Origin of the sequence: Janthinobacterium agaricidamnosum (assembly GCF_003667705.1) — a bacterium.
In the GTDB taxonomy this organism is placed as follows: Bacteria; Pseudomonadota; Gammaproteobacteria; order Burkholderiales; family Burkholderiaceae_D; genus Janthinobacterium.
Window position 1 is genome coordinate 818,396 of record NZ_CP033019.1, and the last position, 19,751, is coordinate 838,146.

At 58.1% G+C, this 19,751-nt stretch carries 17 protein-coding genes; 11 read left to right on the plus strand and 6 right to left on the minus strand.

All coding sequences use genetic code 11. From position 1 onward, the window contains the following. Window positions 1–181 precede the first annotated feature (181 nt). A complete protein-coding gene (locus tag D9M09_RS28755; protein WP_143449988.1) occupies window positions 182–1,144 on the plus strand; it encodes a retron St85 family effector protein in 963 nt (320 codons plus the stop codon). After that, window positions 1,141–2,088, plus strand: a complete 948-nt coding sequence (locus D9M09_RS03690; RefSeq protein ID WP_121668599.1) for a retron St85 family RNA-directed DNA polymerase — start codon at window positions 1,141–1,143, stop codon at window positions 2,086–2,088. Before D9M09_RS28755 ends, D9M09_RS03690 begins: the two co-directional genes overlap by 4 nt. A gap of 361 nt (window positions 2,089–2,449) precedes the next feature. Here D9M09_RS03690 and D9M09_RS03700 read toward each other — a convergent pair whose 3' ends face one another. Continuing rightward, window positions 2,450–3,922, minus strand: a complete 1,473-nt coding sequence (locus D9M09_RS03700; RefSeq protein WP_240453546.1) for an MFS transporter — start codon at window positions 3,920–3,922, stop codon at window positions 2,450–2,452. A 100-nt stretch (window positions 3,923–4,022) separates the two neighbouring features. Between D9M09_RS03700 and D9M09_RS03705 the strand changes: the two genes are divergently transcribed. The 3 genes from D9M09_RS03705 (at window position 4,023) to D9M09_RS28760 (ending at window position 7,400) form a co-directional block, all read left to right on the plus strand. Continuing rightward, window positions 4,023–4,853 carry an AraC family transcriptional regulator gene (locus D9M09_RS03705; protein ID WP_121668602.1) on the plus strand — a complete coding sequence of 277 codons (831 nt, stop codon included), beginning with the start codon at window positions 4,023–4,025 and terminating at the stop codon, window positions 4,851–4,853. 467 nt (window positions 4,854–5,320) lie between these two features. Then, a complete protein-coding gene (locus D9M09_RS03710; protein ID WP_070291185.1) occupies window positions 5,321–6,307 on the plus strand; it encodes a hypothetical protein in 987 nt (328 codons plus the stop codon). A gap of 262 nt (window positions 6,308–6,569) precedes the next feature. Next, window positions 6,570–7,400, plus strand: a complete 831-nt coding sequence (locus D9M09_RS28760; protein ID WP_240453547.1) for a BPSL0067 family protein — start codon at window positions 6,570–6,572, stop codon at window positions 7,398–7,400. Between the two features lie 89 nt (window positions 7,401–7,489). Here D9M09_RS28760 and D9M09_RS03720 read toward each other — a convergent pair whose 3' ends face one another. The 3 genes from D9M09_RS03720 to D9M09_RS03730 form a co-directional block, all read right to left on the minus strand. Continuing rightward, entirely contained in the window at window positions 7,490–7,912 is a 423-nt protein-coding gene (locus D9M09_RS03720; protein ID WP_121668603.1) for a type II toxin-antitoxin system HicB family antitoxin, read from the minus strand. Between the two features lie 253 nt (window positions 7,913–8,165). Beyond that, window positions 8,166–9,746, minus strand: a complete 1,581-nt coding sequence (locus tag D9M09_RS03725; protein WP_070310553.1) for an isocitrate lyase — start codon at window positions 9,744–9,746, stop codon at window positions 8,166–8,168. A 338-nt stretch (window positions 9,747–10,084) separates the two neighbouring features. Next, a complete protein-coding gene (locus tag D9M09_RS03730) occupies window positions 10,085–11,389 on the minus strand; it encodes an MFS transporter (RefSeq protein WP_121668604.1) in 1,305 nt (434 codons plus the stop codon). Window positions 11,390–11,541: 152 nt separating this feature from the next. On the opposite strand from D9M09_RS03730, the gene D9M09_RS03735 reads away from it, so the two are divergent. Then, window positions 11,542–12,258, plus strand: coding sequence for an SDR family oxidoreductase (locus tag D9M09_RS03735; protein WP_070310551.1), 717 nt, complete (start codon window positions 11,542–11,544; stop codon window positions 12,256–12,258). A 3-nt stretch (window positions 12,259–12,261) separates the two neighbouring features. On the opposite strand, the gene D9M09_RS03740 is transcribed toward D9M09_RS03735, so the two are convergent. Continuing rightward, window positions 12,262–12,780, minus strand: coding sequence for a hypothetical protein (locus D9M09_RS03740; RefSeq protein WP_070310550.1), 519 nt, complete (start codon window positions 12,778–12,780; stop codon window positions 12,262–12,264). Between the two features lie 56 nt (window positions 12,781–12,836). Continuing rightward, a complete protein-coding gene (locus D9M09_RS03745) occupies window positions 12,837–14,027 on the minus strand; it encodes a DUF1566 domain-containing protein (RefSeq protein WP_162995557.1) in 1,191 nt (396 codons plus the stop codon). 129 nt (window positions 14,028–14,156) lie between these two features. Here D9M09_RS03745 and D9M09_RS03750 point away from each other — a divergent pair, with 129 nt between their 5' ends. The 5 genes from D9M09_RS03750 to D9M09_RS03770 all read left to right on the plus strand — a co-directional run bounded on the left by D9M09_RS03750 (window position 14,157) and on the right by D9M09_RS03770 (window position 19,660). Further along, complete coding sequence (locus D9M09_RS03750) at window positions 14,157–14,588, plus strand: hypothetical protein (protein ID WP_121668606.1); 432 nt, start codon at window positions 14,157–14,159, stop codon at window positions 14,586–14,588. An 83-nt stretch (window positions 14,589–14,671) separates the two neighbouring features. Next, window positions 14,672–15,628, plus strand: a complete 957-nt coding sequence (locus tag D9M09_RS03755; RefSeq protein WP_121668607.1) for a bifunctional helix-turn-helix transcriptional regulator/GNAT family N-acetyltransferase — start codon at window positions 14,672–14,674, stop codon at window positions 15,626–15,628. Window positions 15,629–15,735: 107 nt separating this feature from the next. Continuing rightward, entirely contained in the window at window positions 15,736–16,374 is a 639-nt protein-coding gene (locus D9M09_RS03760) for a TetR/AcrR family transcriptional regulator (RefSeq protein WP_070218173.1), read from the plus strand. Window positions 16,375–16,490: 116 nt separating this feature from the next. After that, on the plus strand, window positions 16,491–17,300 hold the full coding sequence (locus D9M09_RS03765) for an alpha/beta fold hydrolase (protein WP_083293448.1): 810 nt from the start codon (window positions 16,491–16,493) through the stop codon (window positions 17,298–17,300). A 146-nt stretch (window positions 17,301–17,446) separates the two neighbouring features. Continuing rightward, complete coding sequence (locus D9M09_RS03770) at window positions 17,447–19,660, plus strand: TonB-dependent receptor (protein ID WP_205602327.1); 2,214 nt, start codon at window positions 17,447–17,449, stop codon at window positions 19,658–19,660. The last annotated feature ends 91 nt before the right edge of the window (window positions 19,661–19,751 follow it).

Here is a 19,751-nt window from a genome sequence, read left to right on the forward strand (position 1 = left end):
TTAATTGTTCTTCACGCGAATGTGGTTACGAAAGTATCCGTAACTTAGTCGGGCGGTTAGCCAGACTCTATATGATTGTGGCGACATGAGCCGCAGCGGCATTTTACGGCCCTACGCTCGCTCACGCTCGACTCCGATCCGCAAAATGCCGCTGCGGCTTTTCTAGGTGTAGAACCCATAAATGCAAGAAATTATTGAAGATCCTCGACAGAATTTGTTAGAAAAAATAAATCTCGAGAAAGCACGAGTAGAGTTTTCTGAATCCCACATTGTTTTACTTTGTGGAGGGAAGGTTCGATTTAAAGAGCGCCCTGATGATGATGAACCTATCCGATCTTCTTTAAGGCACGCAATAACCCATGCTCCCCCAGAATTTGAAACTTTTCGCCCAGAAGATATAACCGACTGGCACGTGGATGGTTTATTCAAAAATCTAATGAACTTTGAGCAAGAGCTCGCTGGAATTTGCTCTTTGGTTGTTATTGCACTTGAGAGTGCTGGTTCTATTGCCGAACTAGGTGCGTTCTCACAACTTCCTGACTTAAGTGAAAAAATTGTCGCAATTAAATCGCGAGATTTTGAGACTGATGCTAATTTAGCTTCTTTTATAAACTTAGGAATATTACGCTTTTTAAGAGAAAATAAAAATTCATCTGTTAGAAATTACCCATGGAACATTTCTGCTCCCCATGCTATAGAAGATGAAGTAGTAAAAGATGTGTTATTTGATATTTCTGAAATATTGTCGGAAATTCCAAAAACATCAATTTTCAATCCAAATCTTACAACTCATGTTGCTGCTTTATTGTGCGAGTTAACGACAATTTTTGCGGCGGTGCGAGAAAGTGAATTTTCGGCCTATTTAGATTTTTTTGATATAAAAATTTCACGTGATGATTTGCGTCGTAAATTATTTCTTTTAGAAAGATTTGGTCTATTGAAAAAAGAAGTGTATAGCGATTCTACGTTTTTCATGGTAGGTAGAAGCAAATTTCATAGACTTAGGCTGGCTTCAAAAGATGCAGCTATTCGAATTGATTCCACACGTGTGAATATGGAGTGCTTACAATTCTATAAAACTGATTCTAAACAGAGAAATCGTCAGCGCGCTATCTCCCAAGCATCCAAGGGAGTACAACGATGAAGTATTCATTACCTCAGTTGCTTCAAGAAAATATAGGACTTCATCCTTCGCAGTTTGAACGTCTAATTAGACGTGCTCCAGATACCTATAAACATTACACAATAAAAAAGCGCACAGGAGGAGATCGTTGGATCGCTCAGCCTGCAAAAGAAACGAAATATATTCAACATTGGCTAATAGATAATATTTTTTTGAAATTCCCTGTTCATCGCTGTGCAATGGCGTATAAGGCTGGAACAAGTATAGCTATTAACGCCGCAGCACATTCGAAAAATTCATATCTGGCTAAATTTGACTTTAGTAATTTTTTCAACTCAATAAAATATCATAATGTGAATGATTTTTTGAGTTTGTTATTGGAGGATAGTTTTTCCCCTGATGATATTGATAATATGGCGAGAGTATCTTGTGTTCGTGAGCCAGATTTTGGTCTATGCCTGAGTGTTGGAGCGCCAAGTTCGCCCTTGTTATCGAATGCTATTTTGTATGAATTTGATTCTCGCATAGAATATTGGTGTCAAGAACGCTCTATTACATATACTCGATATGCTGACGATTTAACTTTTTCGACAAATGAAAAAGGGGCTTGTTCTGAAATCCATAAATTTCTAGTCGATTCTTTAATTGATTTTGATTGTCCAGTGCTTCGATTGAATGATAAGAAAACTATTCATTCGTCAAAGCGATTCCAGAGGCGAGTGACTGGATTAATTATAAACAATGATGGAATGGTTTCTTTGGGGCGAGGGCGAAAAAGAGAAATTTCAGCAATGATACATAAGTTTCGATGTAAAGATTTGGCTGAGAGTGAATCTTATCGTTTGCAGGGGCTTCTTGGTTTTGCTCGTGATGCTGAACCTTCTTTTGTAGAAAGCATGAATAAAAAATATGGCAATGAAATTTTGTCTTCTATTTATTCTTTGAGGAAGCCAAAGGAGTCATAAAGTATTTTTAATTAATGAAATTTCTTGGGATGCAAGAAATTCCTATAGGGATGAAATTAAATTTTTGGCAAGTTATTCTTCGCAAGGGAATGGTTCGGGATATTCTTCAATCTACCATTCGTCGAAATTAGCCATTCATGCTGGATGCCAGCCATGATTTGAATCCCCCTCTCAAAAAAGAAAAAGCTACCTTCGGGTAGCTTTTTCTTTTTTCGTCTATACGCGGAGAGAAGCACTTCGTTCCTCAGGCGCAGGGCAGTGCGCTTCGAATCGACCAACTGCTGTCGCTGCGCTGAAGCCCAGCGCATTAGTGGTTCTAATCAATTTTGTGAATGAGCATGCTTTTACGGCGCCTAGCGTATCAGTTCGTGTCCAAATGGCAGACCTGACCCTGCGTCCTTCGAAGCATGAGCGACGCAACTGCCGAGACAACGCTGACGATGCCTGCTATCAAGAATGCGAACCGGTAACCCGCAAGTTCGGCCGCCTGGGGGAGTTGCCCGCTGGCCAATTGCGTCGCCATTACTGAATGGGCGACGGCACCGAGTACTGCTATGCCCACTGCGCCACCCAGCTGGCGTGCAGTGTTCTGTAGTCCTGCTGCAAGACCCGAGTCTTTCCGTGGAACGCCTGAAAGAACTGCTTGCGTGGCACTCATCATCACCAAGCCGTTGCCAGCGCCGACCAGCAATGTAGGCAGCAGAAATTCGCTGACCTGCAATGGGTGAACAGGTAGCCAATTGAGCCAGATCAGGCCTGCTGCCGACACGAGGCTGCCAATGAAGGGCAAATGTTTAAAGCCAGCGTCCCGCAAATAGCGTGATGCGATCGATGCGATAGCCAGTGCCGAAGCCATTGGCAGTAAAGCCAGTCCGGTGTCGAGCGGACTGCGCCCGTCGATTCGCTGCAGCGCCTGCGACAGAAAGAACATCGACACCGTGAGAACCGCGCCGAGGCTCAACACCATAGCCATTCCGACCGTTACGTTTCGCAGGCGAAATATTTCGAAATTGATCAGGGGCTGGGCCGAACGGCGTTCAGCTGCGATGAAGGCGACGAACATGATCAGCGCGGTAGCCAAGGCACTGAGCACGGTACTGGATGTCCAGCCTGCATGTACCGATTCTGATATCGCATAGAGAAACGAGGCCAACGCCAGGGTGACAGTGGACGCTCCCAGAACATCGAGCTTCGCCCGGGCGTCGTCCGTGAGCTGTGGTCGCAGACAGCCGGCAACAACCGCAGCCAGGACGATACCGACAGGTATGTTGACGAACATCACCCAGCGCCAGCTGGCTAGGCTCGTCAGCAAGCCGCCAATGACCACGCCAAAGGCGGAGCCCATCGCAGCGCAGGCCGCCCACAGGCCGATCGCTCGTTCCTGACTCGCCCCCTTGGGATGGGCGGCGACGATGACTGCCAGCGGTGAGGTCGCCAGTACCGACGCGCCCAAACCCTGCACTGCGCGCGATGCCAGCAGCATGCTCCCGGAAGTCGCAAAGCCACCTGCCAGGCTGGCTCCAGTGAACAGCGTCAAACCCCACAACAGAAGGCGCCGGCGCCCATAGATGTCGCTGGCGCGTGCAGCGAGCAACATGAAGCCACCCAGCAACAGCAGGTAGATGTCGACTACCCACTGCAATTGGACAGGTGACAGACCCAGGTCATCGCGCATCGCCGGTAGCGCGACGTTCACGATGGCACCGTCCACCACGACCATGAAGGCACACACGCAGGCGACGAAGGTAGCAATCCAGGTCGATACGCCACTGCGCAGCAGCGGTGGCGGCATCGCCGGTACGGAAGATATAGACATTTGTTGACCTTTCAGCACGATGACGGCGGCGACTGCCGCCTAAAAGTTTGGTAGGAGCCAAGTATGCTGAACAGCATGAAAAGTCATATAACGGTAAATGGACTTAAAATGGTGATAAATGGCCAAACTGAATCCTGAGCATGAGCAACCGGAAGACAACTTCAGCGAGTGGTCGGATGGCCCTCGTCTGATCGCGTTGTTGGGGAATGACGATCAGGCCAGCGAGTACCGCCTCGGAACACGCGAGTACGGTTTGCATCACCACCATCGAGGGCAGGTGTTCTGCGTAGAAGCCGGGCTCATCCATGTGCGGACAGCTCACGGGTCGTGGTTGCTCCCGCCGAACCGGGCCGGCTGGATGCCGCCAGGGGTACCGCATCAAGTACGTGTCAGCGGTGCTCTTGCCGGCTGGAGCGTGTTCATCACGCCGAAATCCAGTGCGTGCTTGCCGAGCCAGCCTTGCGTGATCGGCATCACCGAGGTGTTGCGCGCATTGGTGCGCCGGGCCGCCGAATGGGACAAGTCCGCTCAGCTGGCACTGGACCAAGAGCACGTCGTTACCGTCATCCTTGACGAAATCCGTCGCGCGCCGCATGAGTCGCTGCACTTGCCAATGCCGACAAATGCTCGGCTGGAGCGCATCGCTCGGGCGATCCTGGACGATCCCGGTTCGATTCGAACATTGGAAGCTTGGGCAGATTGGGGCGCGATGTCGGCTCGAACGCTGCGCCGTCAGATGCAGGCTGAAACAGGCCTGAGCTTTGCCCAATGGCGCCAGCAGGCACAACTCACGCACGCCCTGGAAATGCTGGCGCGTGGAGACTCGGTCACGCATGTTGCCGACACGCTGGGCTATGCCTCACCGAGCAACTTCATCGCCATGTTTCGCCGTTCCTTCGGCAACTCCCCGGCACGATACTTTGCGGCGCGTTCTGTTGGCGGCAGTTGAAGCACTGACATCAATCGGCTGCCTCCCATCATTGAGATCGGGCAGGCACGCGCTTGGACGATGCGTACACGCTGGCAGCATCTTTAAAAATGACAGGGGGGGATATTCATGCCTGTTTTCTCATGCAATATTGGTCGAACTCGGCAGCTCGGAGGAGAGGCGCTGCTCTCTGCAACATCGGTCCAGGCCGCATGAAGCATGGGTTGTTGAATTAGGTAAGTCCGTTTCTATTGACCTATCACATACCTTGCCGTGGGTGTTGAGCATACCTTTCAGTGAATGAATTGTGCTGCGCCCACGTAGCAGTACTCATTGCCATTCCCCTTATTTGCAAGAAGAATTCTATTTTAGTTATGTGGGGTAGACGTCGGTGATCTATCCCTGTTTGTGATGTGGGAGGGCCTTCTTGATGTCATCGTTGAGGATGCCGAGGTTCGAACACATAACAACAAGGAACGGGTGCAGCCATGGATGTATGGAAAGCGATAACCTATGTGAGTTCGCCTCTGACGCTCGTAGCATTCCTTGCTGCCGTTGTGGCATGGGTTTATGTCACCCAGCTTAAACGTACTGAGGTACTAATCAATAGCGCCAAAGAATCTGACAGGCGCATATTGCTCGAAGGCGTGCTGGAGGTGCTTCGTGTCAATGTGGACAAATTACCTCTGGCGCGGCGATTTGAGATTGCTACACAGCTTCTGCACGGAAGGGCACTTAAACTCAAACTGGCATTTGCTGCGTTCATGGTGGTGGCATTTGGAATGCTTGCTTTGTCAGCTTTCGCCATTTATCAATTACCAGCGGAACAATCTATCAAGGATCTGCTGGAGGGGCAGCAAAAGCTAGAGGCAGTGGCTGCACTGAAGAGACATCAGATATATCCTATTTCTGATACTGATTTGCCTCGTGCTCTGAGCGAGCTAGTAAAACTCGACAAGAATGAGTTGAAGTTGGGGATACTTGAGAGAACGCAGAAAATGCAGGAAAAAATTGACGCAGCTCCATCTGTCGCCGAACTACGGAGACGGGCGGAGCGAACGGAGGCTCCCTTTGAACGCTTGGGCCTCAAGCTATGGGCAGGCGTTCCCAAAATAGGTCCAGATCAGCCACGTCGTTTTTATGTCAATGTACCAATAGGTGCAGACTATGCATGGAAAAGGCTGAGGATTATCAATCCAGCCACAAATGAGGAAATCAGGGTGATTGCACGCCCAGTGATAGATGATCAGATTCGAGACGTTGATATTCACCTTAATTATCAACAAGCCGCACAGCTTTTTGGTACGCAGATTTCTGAAAGAAAGAAGGAATTATGGGCGCAGGTGCTGGGGCCGGGTCAGCTTTATGATCCAAGTTGTGAACCAGCTCGCAAGCCGGCGGAAAAGAGGCGGTTGGCACAATGTGATCCTGAAGAGTCACCTGACTATTTTGTTATGTTAAAGTCCCGGCCATAAGCATGTCGTGCTGAGTCTGCTCGAGCGTGACACTACAGCCATATCTTCGGGAGCAAGGTACGCGCAAATACATAATCTGTTTTGTCGACGATATGCGGCTTACCGAAGTCCTGTACAACCCATGTACTGCACAGCGACGCGGGATGCGTAATTCACGGACGCCGCCACCGCCGTTATTCCCCCGCAAACCTTATCCCATCTCAACTCCCCTATTGTTTCCCGCATGTATCGTAAGCCTCTCCCATCACCCCCGGAGAGTCCCGTGCCCTATGCCTGCACCAAAGTCGACGATCTGGAAAAAACCACCATGGTTGGCAACCACCAATGCGTCGCGCTGGTCCGCCACTACGCGGGTGCGCCTGCCACATTGGCCTGGAAGCTGGGCGAGGCAGTGCTGGGGAACCGTTTGCTGCGCAATGGCACGGCCATTGCCATATTCGTCAACGGCAAGCATGCGAATCATCAACAAGGCAATCACGCGGCCCTGTATATGGGACAGACGCTGGACGGTATCCTCGTCATGGACCAGTGGGCGGGCAAGCGCCCGGGCATCGTGACGTCGCGCACCTTGCTTGCCAAAGGCCAGTACAAGAATGGCTTGCATATCGACCCCAGCAATAATGCCGACACTTTTTCGTCATCGAATAAGGGAGCATCGATGCAACATCGACGTTGGTTGACCGGCGCCGCCTGCTGCCTATTTCCTATGCTTACTCAGGCTGCGATGCCCGCCGCTTATGCTTGTCCGGACAGCATGCCCGAGGCGTCGATCAGCCTGAACGCCGTGCCGGCTGGCTGGACGCCGTATATCGGCAGCCCGCTTTACTTGAGCGCCGCGGCGCCGATCGACGGCGCGCCAGCGCGCAGGGGGCAGCTCGTGCCCAGCGGGGAGAGCACGAAGCAAGGGGGAACGACGCTCAGCTACCGGCTGGAAGGCCCCTACCCAGACGGCAAGTGGCTGCAATGCAGCTATGGCGTGCATGGTGAAGTCACGCTGTCGCGGAGGATGGACGACAGTGTCAGCCTGTGCGAGTTCACCTACAGGAAAGGCCGCAAGGCCGGGCAGAACGAGATCGATATCGATTGCCGGTAAGTGAGTTGGTATCAGCGGTATTGCTGGGTGAATCGCAGGCCGCAAAGCCTGATGGCCTGTGAGGCGGGGTGCCGAGTCCGGCGCTTACATCACCGCGCACCGCCGTTCTTGGCTTCGGCCTCGATCAAGCTGAGCGCCGCACGCGACAGCAGGCCGCTGCGCGTCTCGTGCCGCGCCGCCGCATAGCGGTCGATCTTGCTCAACACAAAGCGTGGCAGGCTGATGTTGATGCGTTCGGGTTTGCTATCGAGTTTCTCAAGGTCGAGGTGGACCAATGCCCAGATGCCGCCCGCATGCTCAGGATTGGCCTGCAGGGCTTCGATCTTGCTTTGCGTGATTTCCACGGGTTCGCCCAGCTCCAGCAGTGTCTCGATGTGACTGGTGATGGCTCCCCGGACGTTGTTGAGCGCGTCTTCAACACTATCGCCCCACGAGTGGACGCCTTTGATGTCGGGGACGTTTACACCGTACACGCTAGCCTCATCTTTGAAAATGACAACGGGGATATACATGGCCGCTCCCTGTGATTTAATTGAGTGTGTATTTCAGCATAATCGCTGCGATACCAGGGTTCAAAATGCAGAAAAAGCTTGAGGAAGCGGGCTATTCGCACGCAACAAGCAAGCCACCAATCAGTGCCTGCGCCTGTGCATGTCGGCTTACGCGTTCCGCTAAGCCGACCTACGCAACTGCCGCCCGCCGGCGGGCCAGACGCAAAAAAGCCCGCCGAAGCGGGCCTTGTCACTCTACAGTCAAGCCAAAAGCTCAGAACTGGTTCATGGTGTTGTCTTTACCAGCCGCCTTGAGCGCCGCTTCGCCGCTGAAGTAATCCTTGTGATCGTCGCCGATGTCCGAGCCGGACATGTTTTGATGTTTCACGCAGGCGATGCCCTGGCGGATTTCCTTGCGCTGCACGCCGGCCACGTAGCCCAGCATGCCTTGGTCGCCGAAGTATTCCTTGGCCAGGTTGTCGGTCGACAAGGCGGCCGTGTGGTAGGTCGGCAGCGTGATCAGGTGGTGGAAGATGCCGGCTTCGCGGGCCGAGTCGGCCTGGAAGGTGCGGATCTTCTCGTCGGCCTGGACTGCCAGTTCCGTCTGGTCGTATTCCACGCTCATCAGCTGGGCACGGTCGTAGGCGGACACGTCCTTGCCTGCCGCTTTCATCGCGTCGAAGATTTGCTGGCGGAAGTTCAGGGTCCAGTTGAACGACGGGCTGTTGTTGTACACCAGCTTGGCGTTCGGGATGACCTTGCGGATTTCGCTGACCATGCCGCCGATTTGTGCGATATGCGGTTTTTCCGTTTCGATCCACAGCAGGTCGGCGCCGTTTTGCAGCGAGGTGATGCAATCGAGCACGCAACGCTCTTCGCCGGAACCGGCGCGGAACTGGAACAGGTTGCTCGGCAGGCGTTTTGGACGCAGCAGCTTGCCTTCGCGCTTGATGATGACGTCGCCATTGCCCAGCGCGTCGGCCGACACTTCTTCGCAGTCGAGGAAGGAGTTGTATTGGTCGCCCAGGTCGCCTGGTTCAGTCGTGACGGCGATCTGCTTGGTCAGGCCGGCGCCCAGCGAATCGGTGCGGGCGACGATGATGCCGTCGTCCACGCCCAGTTCCAGGAAGGCGTAGCGGATGGCGCGGATCTTGGCCAGGAAGTCTTCGTGCGGCACCGTCACTTTACCGTCCTGGTGGCCGCATTGTTTCTCGTCGGATACCTGGTTTTCGATCTGAATGCAGCAGGCACCCGCTTCGATGAACTGTTTCGCCAGCAAATAGGTGGCTTCGGCATTGCCGAAACCGGCGTCGATGTCGGCGATGATGGGCACGACGTGGGTCACATGGCCGTCGATCTTGGCCTGGATCGCTTGCTTTTCAGCGCCTTGGGCCGCATCCAGCTGGCGGAACAGGCCGCCCAGTTCGCGGGCATCGGCCTGGCGCAGGAAAGTGTACAGTTCCTTGATCAGTGCCGAGACGGCGGTTTTCTCATGCATCGACTGGTCCGGCAGCGGGCCGAACTCGGAGCGCAGGGCGGCAACCATCCAGCCGGACAGGTAGAGGTAGCGGCGGTCGGTGCTGTTGAAGTGTTTCTTGATCGAGATCATCTTCTGTTGACCGATGAAACCATGCCAGCAACCGAGCGACTGGGTGTACTTGGATGGGTCCGCATCGTAGGCGGCCATGTCGTTGCGCATGATCTTCGCCGTGTACTTGGCGATGTCCAGGCCGGTCTTGAACTTGTTCTGGGCGCGCATGCGGGCGGCGGACTCGGGATTGATGGCGTTCCATGCGCTGCCTTGTTGGTCTTTCAAACCAGCAACAGCTTTGATGTCGTCTTGATATTGGGACATGTGAATCTCCTAAAAAGAAAAGCTATGTTTGAGAAAATCGCCGAGTGCGCCACAACGTCTTGTCGAAGCAAACTGCATGACTAAATAGTAGGCCGATTCGCGCCGATCTTCAAGTCTTATATAAGACATATAACTTAAATTAAGTCTTTGTTTTTCAACGGCTTAATTATTATTTTTCATGATGTGAAATGAATTTTCAAAAAGTGAGAGGATTTATTGCTGAGTCTGCTGTTCGGAATTCCGCGATGTGAAACGTCTTTTCAGAATTTGGTGCGGCGCGACAAAATCTGGGCGAAAAAAAAGCCACCCGAAGGTGGCCTTGGCCGCTGGCGGCTGATTTAGCGTCCCACGGTCTGCCGCTGATCCTTGATGAACAGCGCCGTCAACATGCCGATCACGCACACGCCGATCACGTAATAGGCGGGACCCAGTACATTGTTCTTCAGCATCAGGGTCACGACCACGGGCGTCAGGCCGCCGAAAATCGCATACGACAAGTTGTAGGAAAACGACAGTCCCGAGAAGCGCACCTGCGCCGGGAACGCCTGCACCAGCACGTAGGGCACGGCGCCGACGACGCCGACGAACAGGCCCGTCATGGCGTACAGGGGCAGCAGCAGGTCGGGGCGGCTGCCGACGGTGGTGTAGAAGATATAGGTACTGATGGCCAGCAGCACCGAGCCGGTGAAGATCACGCGCTTGCCGCCCAGGCGGTCGGCCAGCATGCCGGCGATGATGCAGCCGAAGGCCAGGCAGAGTGTTGCCACGGTATTGGCGACCAGGGTGGTGCGTGGGGCGATGTGGTGGATTTTTTGCAGCAGGGCCGGCGTCATCAAGATGACGACGACGATGCCGGCCGACAGCATCCAGGTCAGCAGCATCGACACGGCGACGGCGCCGCGGTGGCTGCGCAGCACGGATTTCAAAGGCATTTCCGTCGCCAGCGCCTTGCGCTGCTGCATTTCCGCAAAAACAGGGGTTTCATGCAGCCAGCGGCGCAGATACATGGCGCCGAAGCCGAAGATGCCGCCTAGCAAGAACGGATAGCGCCAGGCGCCCTCGGCGATTTCTGCCGGCGTGTAGACGGTGTTCAATCCCGTCGCGACGAGCGAACCGAGCAGGATGCCCACCGTCAAGCCGGCCGTCAGCACGCCGCAGGCAAAGCCCGTGTAACGGCTCGGCACGTGTTCGGAGACAAACACCCAGGCGCCCGGCACTTCGCCGCCCACGGCCGCGCCCTGGAAGATGCGCATCAGGAGCAGCAGCAGCGGCGCGGCCAGGCCGATGCTGGCGTAGGTCGGCAGCAGGCCGATCAGCAGGGTCGGCACGGCCATCATCAGGATGGACAAGGTGAACATGCGCTTGCGGCCGAGCAAGTCGCCGAAGTGGGCCATGACGATGCCGCCCAGCGGACGCACGACGTAGCCGGCGGCGAAGATGCCGAAGGTTTGCAGCAAGCGCAGCCATTCTGGCATTTCCGGCGGGAAGAACAACTGGCCGATGGCGTTGGCAAAGAAGACGAAGATGATGAAATCGTAAAATTCCAGCGCGCCGCCGAGGGCGGCCAGCGACAGGGTTTTATAGTCTTGCTGGGTGAGGGGACGGCTTGCGGCGTGGAGTGCGGCGGTGTTGGAAGTAGGCATGTGTCTCGTTCTTGTGTGTTATCGGAGATTGCCAGATCTAGCATACGCATTTCCGCCGCATGAGTAAACGCGGCGCGTATGGGGATCAGCCTCAGCTGTGCTTAATACAACGCCGCTATCATCCGCGTTGACTTCATTGGAAAGGACACAGTATGCATATCATGATCGTGGGCGCCAGCCGGGGCCTGGGACGCGCACTGGTGGACGGTTTGCTTGCTGACGGACATGCCGTCATCGGCGTATCGCGCCAGCAACCCGCCGACTTGCCTGCCGGCCAGGGCACGCGGCTGCAATGGATCGCGGCGGACCTGGCCGCACCCGCGGAGGCGGTGGAACGCATCGCCCGCGAAGCGCCGGCCGTGCTGGACGCGGTGATCTACAACCTGGGCGTGTGGGAAGAAAAAGCCTTCAGCGATGACTACGCTTTCCTCGGCGATGCGGACGATACTATCGTCGACATGGTCAATACCAACATCACGTCAACGATATTGCTGCTCAAGCGGCTGGTGCCGCGCTTGCTGGCGAGCAACAAGCCGCAGCTGATCCTCACGGGATCGACGTCAGGCTTGCGCCAGAGCGGCCGCCCGGAAGTGACGTTCAGCGCCTCGAAATTCGCCCTGAACGGCATCGCCGATGCCTTGCGCGAAGGTTTCCGTGCACAGGGACTGGCCGTGACGGCGCTGCAGCTCGGCTATCTGAATACCTACGATGGCTTGTCCGTGCCGCTGGCGGACGCCGCCGCGCGGGGCGAAGGCGAGCTGATCCCCGTGCATGACGTCGTCGCCGTCGTGCGCATGCTGCTGAACCTGTCGAGTGCCTCGTTCGTGCGCGAACTGGTGCTGCCGGCGCTGCGCGACGAGCGTTTTTAGCCGCTAGGCATCGTCGCCGTAGACTTCGGACCAGCCGAGACGCTCTTCCAGCCACTCGTCCGCTTCGGACGAGTCCATGTGCAGCAGCAGGGCGCCCAGGCGCAAGTTGCCCTTGGCCAGGGCCAGCACGGCGAACACGGATTCCAGCATGGCGGGATCCAGCTGGCCCTGCAGCTCGCGCGCGGCGATGGCGGGCAGCTGCGCCCAGGCCGCCTGGTAGCTGGCGGCCAGCCAGTCCGGCAGCGGCGGATTGTGCGGGCGGTGGCGCTCCAGCTCGATCAGGGCGATGAGCGCATAGAAATCTTCCTCGCGCGATGGTGCGTTGCCCAGCAGGTGGACGAGCTGGGGCACGGCCGCATACGAGGCGACGCCCACGTCGCCCTGGTGGTGCAGCTCTTCCCACAGCTCATGCCAGACGTCTTCGCCCGCCTGCATGGCCTTGAGCGCCCCGGCCACGTCGTAGGGCATGCGGTAGCCGCCTTCCAGGGTGGGCCAGATGGGATCGTCGAGTGATAGCAGCATGGGTTTCCTTGATGATTGGGGAACGCTCGCCTGAGCAAACGCGCACTATACAAGCACTAAGCAAGCACCCGGCGCACGCAGCGCGCGTAGCCGTCAAATTCGCGCGCGTTCTGGTAGGCGACGCCCGTGTCGAAATCCCTGCACCAGGCTTCGTCCTCGATGTCGCCAGGCTCGCTTGACCAGTGCCAGTTCGGCCGGAACGCCTCTTTCAATGTCGCATACAGCAAGGTCTGCTCGCGCCGATCCGGCAGGCTGTGGCCCAGACTGGCAGCCCAGTTGGATGCGGCTTGCCAGGAATGGTTCTCCTGCTCGTACTCGTCCGGCAGCAGCACCAGGTGGTAATCGGGCGCGCTATCCCAGCCGAGGATCAGGCCGGCATAGCGTTCGCCCGGCTGCAGGGCGATGGGCGCGTCGGCCGATGGCGCCAATGTGACCCGGCGCACGGCGCAGGCGCGGCCTGAATAAGTCTTGCGATAGTTGTACTGGGTGCCGTTGTCGAAATCGTGGCTCCACGCCATGCGGGGCAGGATGGCGTCCGCTTCCGACGACCAGTACCAGGCATCCGGGAAGGCATGGCCCAGGTTGGCGTGCAGCAAGGCCAGCTCGCTGCGCGTCGGCAGGCAGGCGCCGCGCGCCGCGGCCCAGTCCAGCGCGGCTTGCCAGGGCAGGGCATCGGCCTCGCCGGGCAGCAGGAACAACTGGTAGCCGGCGGCGCCATCCTGGCCCGGCATGATGCCCGCGTAGCGTTCGCCGGCAGCGGCGCCCAGCACGCCCGTGCAATGCTCAAACCAGCCATCGTCTTCTTCCGTGGCAATAAATGCCGCGATCAGCGCCTGCTGCGCGGGCGGCGCGGCGGCCAGCAGGGTGTTGAAGCAGGTGATGGCCGAGGCGTGGGGTGTGCCGGCGCCGTTGGCGATGCCAACGAGAAAGTCACCCGCCCAGTCGGGCAGGGTGGCGATCAGGCGCGGCAGTTCGTGCAGCAGGGCGGTGCAATACGCCGTCTCGCCGAAACGCCAGGCGGCGCGGCTGGCCGTCTGGTAGGCGCCGTAATCGTGCTCGGCCTGCACGGATTGCACAATCGCCAGCGCGTAGTGCGCGCCCTCATTCCCCGTCAGCGCATCGAGCATGGCGCAGTAGCGCTGGAAGCGCCGCTGGGCTTCATCGGACGGTGTGGAGGTATCGTCATCCTGGATAATGTTGCCCACAATTAGTAATTCGGCTTTCCAGAGTTCAAAGGCAGTTGGCATGGCTGTGGCTGGCGAGAGTGGCGTCGGCCATGATTATGCCCCGACCATTGGTGTTTCAGCGTGCTGATTGAACATGCTACAGTCCGCCTTTGCCGCCAGCCTGGTGCGGCTTTGCCTGGATCATGATTGATGCCCACCTGGACTTCCCCGCCCCAACTCGTCGCCCTTGCCGCCTTTTATGCGCGGGCGCAGGCCCATCCTGAAACGATCAGCGACGCGGCCTTCCTCGAGGCCGTCAAGGCTGCCCACTGGCCCACCAATTGCTGGAGTTACGTGGAAGCATCGTTTGCCATCATCGCGCCCGCCTGCCTGCTGCGTCCGCATCTGAGCGCCGAGCTGATCGTATTCCCCATCGATGCCATGATCGCCGGTGGCCTGGACGATGCGGGGCAAGTCATCGCGATCGGCCTGGACTGCGCCATGCGCGACGCGCCGTATGTCGAGGTGAGCGAGGATGGCGGGCGCTGGCTGACACAGGTGTGGCCGGGACTGGGGGCGGTGGTCGAGAACGTGTTCCAGGCCAGGCTGCAGGCGGCGCTGGCCGATGACGATGATGAATAAGCGATCAACAAACGCTGAGGCTTGACGCCGAAAGCCCGTTTACGTTAGGGTATACGTAACTACTTACCTATATTCTGCTCAACATGTCCTCCAACCTGCAAACCTATGGCTCGCTGATGCTGGCCAGCCGCCTGCGCCGTCTTTCCGATCAATTGTATGCGGGCGTTGATACCAGCTATCTGGCGGCCGGCGTCGAGCTGACGTCGCGTTGTTTTCCCTTGTTATTGCTGCTGCGCGACAATGGCCCCACGGCGATCACGGCCCTGGCCGCGCAGATCGGGCAGACACATCCGGTGGTGGTGCAGCTGGGACGCAAGCTGCTCGACGCGGGCGTGGTGGCGGAGCTGCCGGATGCCAAGGACGAGCGGCGCCGCCTGCTGGCGCTGTCCGACGCGGGGCAAGCCTTGCTGCGCGACATGGCGCCCCTGTGGGACGACGTGCGCGCCGCCGTCGATACGGTATTCGAGCAAGGCACACCGCAGCTGATGGCCAGCCTGGACCGGGCCGAAGCGCGCTTGCAGGCGCAGGGTTTCGGCGAGACGATCGCCGCGTGCCGGCGCCAGCGCGAGCGGGCGGCCGTGGAAATCATCGACTACGACGCCGATTACGCGGCCGACTTCAAGCGCCTGAATATCGCCTGGCTGGAACGCTACTTTTATGTCGAGGCGCTCGACGACAAGGTGCTGTCCGATCCGCAACGCTCGATCCTCGACGATGGCGGGCAGATTTTCCTCGCGCGTTTGGACGGCAAGATCGTCGGCACCTGCGCCCTGATCCGTGCCGGCGGAGACAGCATCGAGCTGTCGAAGATGGCCGTCACGCCGGAATGCCAGGGCCTGGGCATTGCGCGCCGGCTGATCGAACGGGCCTTCGACGCCTTCGAGGCCAGCGGCGCCAAGCTGCTGTTCCTCGAGTCGAACAGCAAGCTGGCGCCCGCCATCCGCCTGTACGAAAGCAGCGGTTTTACCCATGTGGCGCGGCCCGCCGGCGACGCGCATTACCAGCGCGCCGACGTCTACATGGAGTGGCAAGGCAGGTAGCACACGCCAGGGCGCCACGCGGCGCTCCCCATCGGCCGTCTCCCGCGTTACAATACGTGCTCCCATAACGGAACCACGGTTCCACTATCGAGAGACGCCGACGCCGCATGCCTTCCTTTCCGATGCCCTTCCCGCAGATGATCGTTCCCCCGGAGCCCACTCAGGCGCGCAGCAAGCAGGCGTTCGAGCGCCTGCTGCTGGTGGGGGAACAGTTGCTGGCGGAAAACCGTTTCGATGAAATCGGCGTGGCCGACCTGGCCAAACTGGCGGAAACCTCCGTGGGCACGTTTTACCGTTTATTGGGCGATAAGGACACCCTGAGCCGCTTGCTGCTGCAGCGCTTTTTTTCCGACATGGTGGAAAAGGTCGAGACCCTGACGGAACTGCGCCAGTGGGAAGGGCGCAGCCTGGAAGAGTTCATCCGCGCCATGGTGGCCATGTTCGTGGCCGTGAATGGCGGGCGCAGCGGCGTCTTGCGCGCCTTGATCACGCGTGCGTCGCAGGATGCGCAATTTCGCGACAGGGTGCACCAGATCAATCATCTGATCTCGCAACGCACGGTCGCCGTGCTGGCCAGCAAATCGTCCAGCATCCGCCACCCGAACCCCACGCAGGCGATGATGGTCGTGCCGCCCGTGCTGCTGGGCATCCTGAACCAGCATACCTTGACGGGTTCGCTATCCTTTTTGTCGGGCGCGGCGCTCGAGGATGAACTGGTGCGTGTTGCTTTAAATTACCTGACTTGAGATATTTAGCGATTTAACTTGAAATCGGAATTCGGATTCCGTATTATGTTTTCCAACAGCAGGAAAACATATTCCTGCACCTGAACACAAAGCATGTTCAACAGCAAGGAGACAGAATGCGGCGTCACACGACATCCGATGTTCCATTGCATTACCTCGACCTGGGCAGGGAGCAGAGCGATCCCGCGCAGTCAGAGCCTATTTTTCTGTTGCACGGCCTCGGTTCCTGCGCCGAAGACTGGCGTCCGCAGATCGATGCCCTCGGCAGCAGCTTTCGCCTGATCGTGCCCGACCTGCGCGGCCATGGCGCCAGTCCCGCGCCAAACGGCGACTGGCAGATCGGCGACTTCGCCAACGACCTTTTCAATCTGATGGACCAGCTCGACGTGCCACGCGCGCACATCGTCGGCTTTTCCCTGGGCGGCATGGTGGGCCTGGAAATGGCCAACCGCGCCCCGGGCCGGGTGGCCAGCTTGTGCCTGATCAATTCTCAACCATTTCAGGGCAGCAAGCCGGCAGCGCTGCTGTTTGCCTACTGGCTGCGCCGCACGGTGATCGCCACCTTCGGCCTGAAAGCCATGGGCAAGATCATCGGCAAGAAACTGTTCCCCGAGCCGGCCCAGCAAGCGTTGGTCGAGCGCTTCGCCACGCAGATGGCGGGCATGGACAAGCGTGCCTACCTGGCCGCGCTCGATGCCATTTTCCACTGGGATATCGACATCCATTTCCAGGCCCTGGCCATGCCCGTCTTCATCATGGCGGCCGACCAGGATTACACGCCCGTCGCCAGCAAGCGGGCCTTTGCCGCACAGTTTCAGCAGTGCGAGATCGAGATCATCGCGAACTCGCGCCATGCCACGCCCCTGGACCAGGCGCAGCATGTGAATACCTTGTTGCAGTCCTTCCTCGCCACACATTCAAAATAAACAGGCCACTCGCCGCACGGGCAGGGGCCGGGAAACAGTCATCGCAGGGCAGGTGCTCGCTTCACGTGCGCGGGTACCTTGACGTCTTGTGATCCTGGCCTCCGGCCGTCTCCCTGGTGGTAAGCAAGCCTGACATTGGAGACGCTATGAAACTTGCTTTGAAATTGATGCCCGCCGCCCTTGCCGTTGCCGGCGCCTTTGCCACCCAGGCCCAGGCGCAGGAGGCCAGCCAGGCCACTGCTGTCAGCGCCCAGGAAGCCAGCGAAGCCAGCGACGCAAAAGAACGCATGGAAACCGTGACGGTCTCTGCCCGCCGCCGCGAAGAACGGCTGCAGGACGTGCCGCTGGCCGTCACGGCGTTTTCCGCCAAGGCCCTGGAACGGGCGAATATCCAGAACCTGGCCGACTTGCAGGAGCGCGTGCCGAACCTGACCGTGTACGCTTCGCGCGGCACGAATACCACCCTGACCGCGTTTATCCGCGGCGTGGGCCAGGCCGACCCCGTCTGGGGCGTGGACCCGGGCGTGGGCATTTATTTTGACGACGTCTACATGGCCCGTCCGCAAGGCGCGCTGCTCGACGTGTTCGACGTGCAGCGCATCGAAGTGCTGCGCGGCCCGCAAGGCACCCTGTACGGCAAGAACACCATCGGCGGCGCCATCAAGTACATTTCGCGCCCCCTGGCGAAGGAAAACGGTGCCTCGGCGGAAGTAGGGATTGGCAATTACAATCAGCGCAACTTCAAGGCCGCCTTCAATGTGGCCAACGAGAGCGGCACCTGGCGCGCGCGCCTGGCCGCTGCCAAACTGGACCGCGACGGATTCGGCCGCAACACGTTTAACGGCGAACAGGTCAGCGACCAGGACAGCACGGCCGCGCGCCTGTCCGTCGGCTACTTTCCGCAGGACATCCCCCTCACCGTCGTGCTGAGCCTGGACGCCACGGACGACAAGTCCGGTGTGCGCGGCTTCCAGCGCATGGGCGTGAGCGCTTTCGATCCGCTCAAGCGGCCCGCCAGCACGGATGCGTATGACATCCAGAGTGGCATGCCGGGCAACAACTTCACGCACAACCGGGGCGGTTCGCTGGTGGCCAACTACACCTTGTCGAACGACTGGTCCGTGAAAGTGATCGGCGCCAAGCGGCGCAGCACGTCCGAGCAAACCATCGACTTCGACGGCTTGCCGCAACCGATTGCCGACGTCTTCGGCGATTCGCGCGACGAACAGAAAAGCCTGGAATTGCAGGCCTCGTACAGCGGCGACTACGGCGCCGGCGTGATCGGCCTGTACCGCTTCGAAGGCACGGCCGGCGGCGGCATCTACAACAACTTCCTGGGACGCCAGTTTACGACCGCCGTCAGCACGGTGGAGACGGACAGCACGGCGCTGTACACGGACTGGACCTGGCCGCTGGGCAAGGTGTGGAGCATCAATGCGGGCTTGCGCCATACGCGCGAGGAAAAGCGCGCCATCGTGCTCAACCGCGCTTTTGCCGACGTGGGCTTCACGCGGCCCATCCAGACGGCGGCCGACTTCGACAAGTCCTTGTCCGTCAGCAATACCTCGCCGAAAATTTCCGTGCGCTATGAAGCGTCGAAGACGACGAATTTCTACAGCAACCTGTCGCGCGGCTTCAAGTCGGGCGGCTACAACGTGCGCGCCAACAACCTCGTGGTGCCCGATTCCGCGCGGCCCTACAAGGATGAAAAACTCGACGCGCTGGAAGTGGGCATGAAGTATGCGGCGCCCGACGACACCTTCGACGCCAACGTGGCCCTGTTCTACAACCGCTACAAGGATATTCAATTGTCCGTCTTCACCAGCTATGTGCAGCCGGGCGGCGTGCCGGGCTTCTATGGCGACTTCACGAATGCGGGCAAGGGCACCGTGAAAGGCGCGGAGTTCGAATTCTCGTGGCGGCCGAACCGCCAGTGGGAAGTCAACGGTTTTCTCGCCCTGCTTGATGCCAACTATGACGAGTTCATGAGCGGCGGCAAGAACATTGCGGATACGCAAAAGTTCAGCAATACGCCAGCCCGGCAAGTGGGCTTGAACGTGACGCGCACGGACCGCGACGTGTTCGGCGGTGCCTTGCGCAGCATGGTCGGCTATGGCTATCGCAGCAAGGTCTACCCGACGACGGACTTGAGCGAAACCCTGGCGCAGGGCGGCTACAGCATCTGGACGGCCGGCGTCGTGTGGGAAGCGCCAAAGAACTGGACCTTCAGCTTGCATGGCAGCAACCTGGGCAACAAGCGCTACCGCACGGATGGCTACAACATTCCCGCCGTGTTCATCCTCGACGGTTTCTATGGACCGCCGCGCCAGATCATCGCCAAGGCCGGTTACAAATTTTAGAGTTCTTCACTGCCGGGGCTGGACCCGCTGGGTCCGGCCTCGCGGGTCGGAAGTGCCGGCTTGACGGGCGTCAAGCCGGGTCGTTGTCGCT

Bases quoted from the DNA above. Each gene is read 5' to 3' on its own strand.
- D9M09_RS28755 (WP_143449988.1), top strand. From the start codon at position 182: ATGCAAGAAATTATTGAAGATCCTCGACAGAATTTGTTAGAAAAAATA.
- D9M09_RS03690 (WP_121668599.1), top strand. From the start codon at position 1,141: ATGAAGTATTCATTACCTCAGTTGCTTCAAGAAAATATAGGACTTCAT.
- D9M09_RS03705 (WP_121668602.1), top strand. From the start codon at position 4,023: ATGGCCAAACTGAATCCTGAGCATGAGCAACCGGAAGACAACTTCAGC.
- D9M09_RS03710 (WP_070291185.1), top strand. From the start codon at position 5,321: ATGGATGTATGGAAAGCGATAACCTATGTGAGTTCGCCTCTGACGCTC.
- D9M09_RS03720 (WP_121668603.1), bottom strand. From the start codon at position 7,912: ATGTATATCCCCGTTGTCATTTTCAAAGATGAGGCTAGCGTGTACGGT.
- D9M09_RS03725 (WP_070310553.1), bottom strand. From the start codon at position 9,746: ATGTCCCAATATCAAGACGACATCAAAGCTGTTGCTGGTTTGAAAGAC.
- D9M09_RS03730 (WP_121668604.1), bottom strand. From the start codon at position 11,389: ATGCCTACTTCCAACACCGCCGCACTCCACGCCGCAAGCCGTCCCCTC.
- D9M09_RS03735 (WP_070310551.1), top strand. From the start codon at position 11,542: ATGCATATCATGATCGTGGGCGCCAGCCGGGGCCTGGGACGCGCACTG.
- D9M09_RS03740 (WP_070310550.1), bottom strand. From the start codon at position 12,780: ATGCTGCTATCACTCGACGATCCCATCTGGCCCACCCTGGAAGGCGGC.
- D9M09_RS03745 (WP_162995557.1), bottom strand. From the start codon at position 14,027: ATGCCAACTGCCTTTGAACTCTGGAAAGCCGAATTACTAATTGTGGGC.
- D9M09_RS03750 (WP_121668606.1), top strand. From the start codon at position 14,157: ATGCCCACCTGGACTTCCCCGCCCCAACTCGTCGCCCTTGCCGCCTTT.
- D9M09_RS03755 (WP_121668607.1), top strand. From the start codon at position 14,672: ATGTCCTCCAACCTGCAAACCTATGGCTCGCTGATGCTGGCCAGCCGC.
- D9M09_RS03760 (WP_070218173.1), top strand. From the start codon at position 15,736: ATGCCTTCCTTTCCGATGCCCTTCCCGCAGATGATCGTTCCCCCGGAG.
- D9M09_RS03765 (WP_083293448.1), top strand. From the start codon at position 16,491: ATGCGGCGTCACACGACATCCGATGTTCCATTGCATTACCTCGACCTG.
- D9M09_RS03770 (WP_205602327.1), top strand. From the start codon at position 17,447: ATGAAACTTGCTTTGAAATTGATGCCCGCCGCCCTTGCCGTTGCCGGC.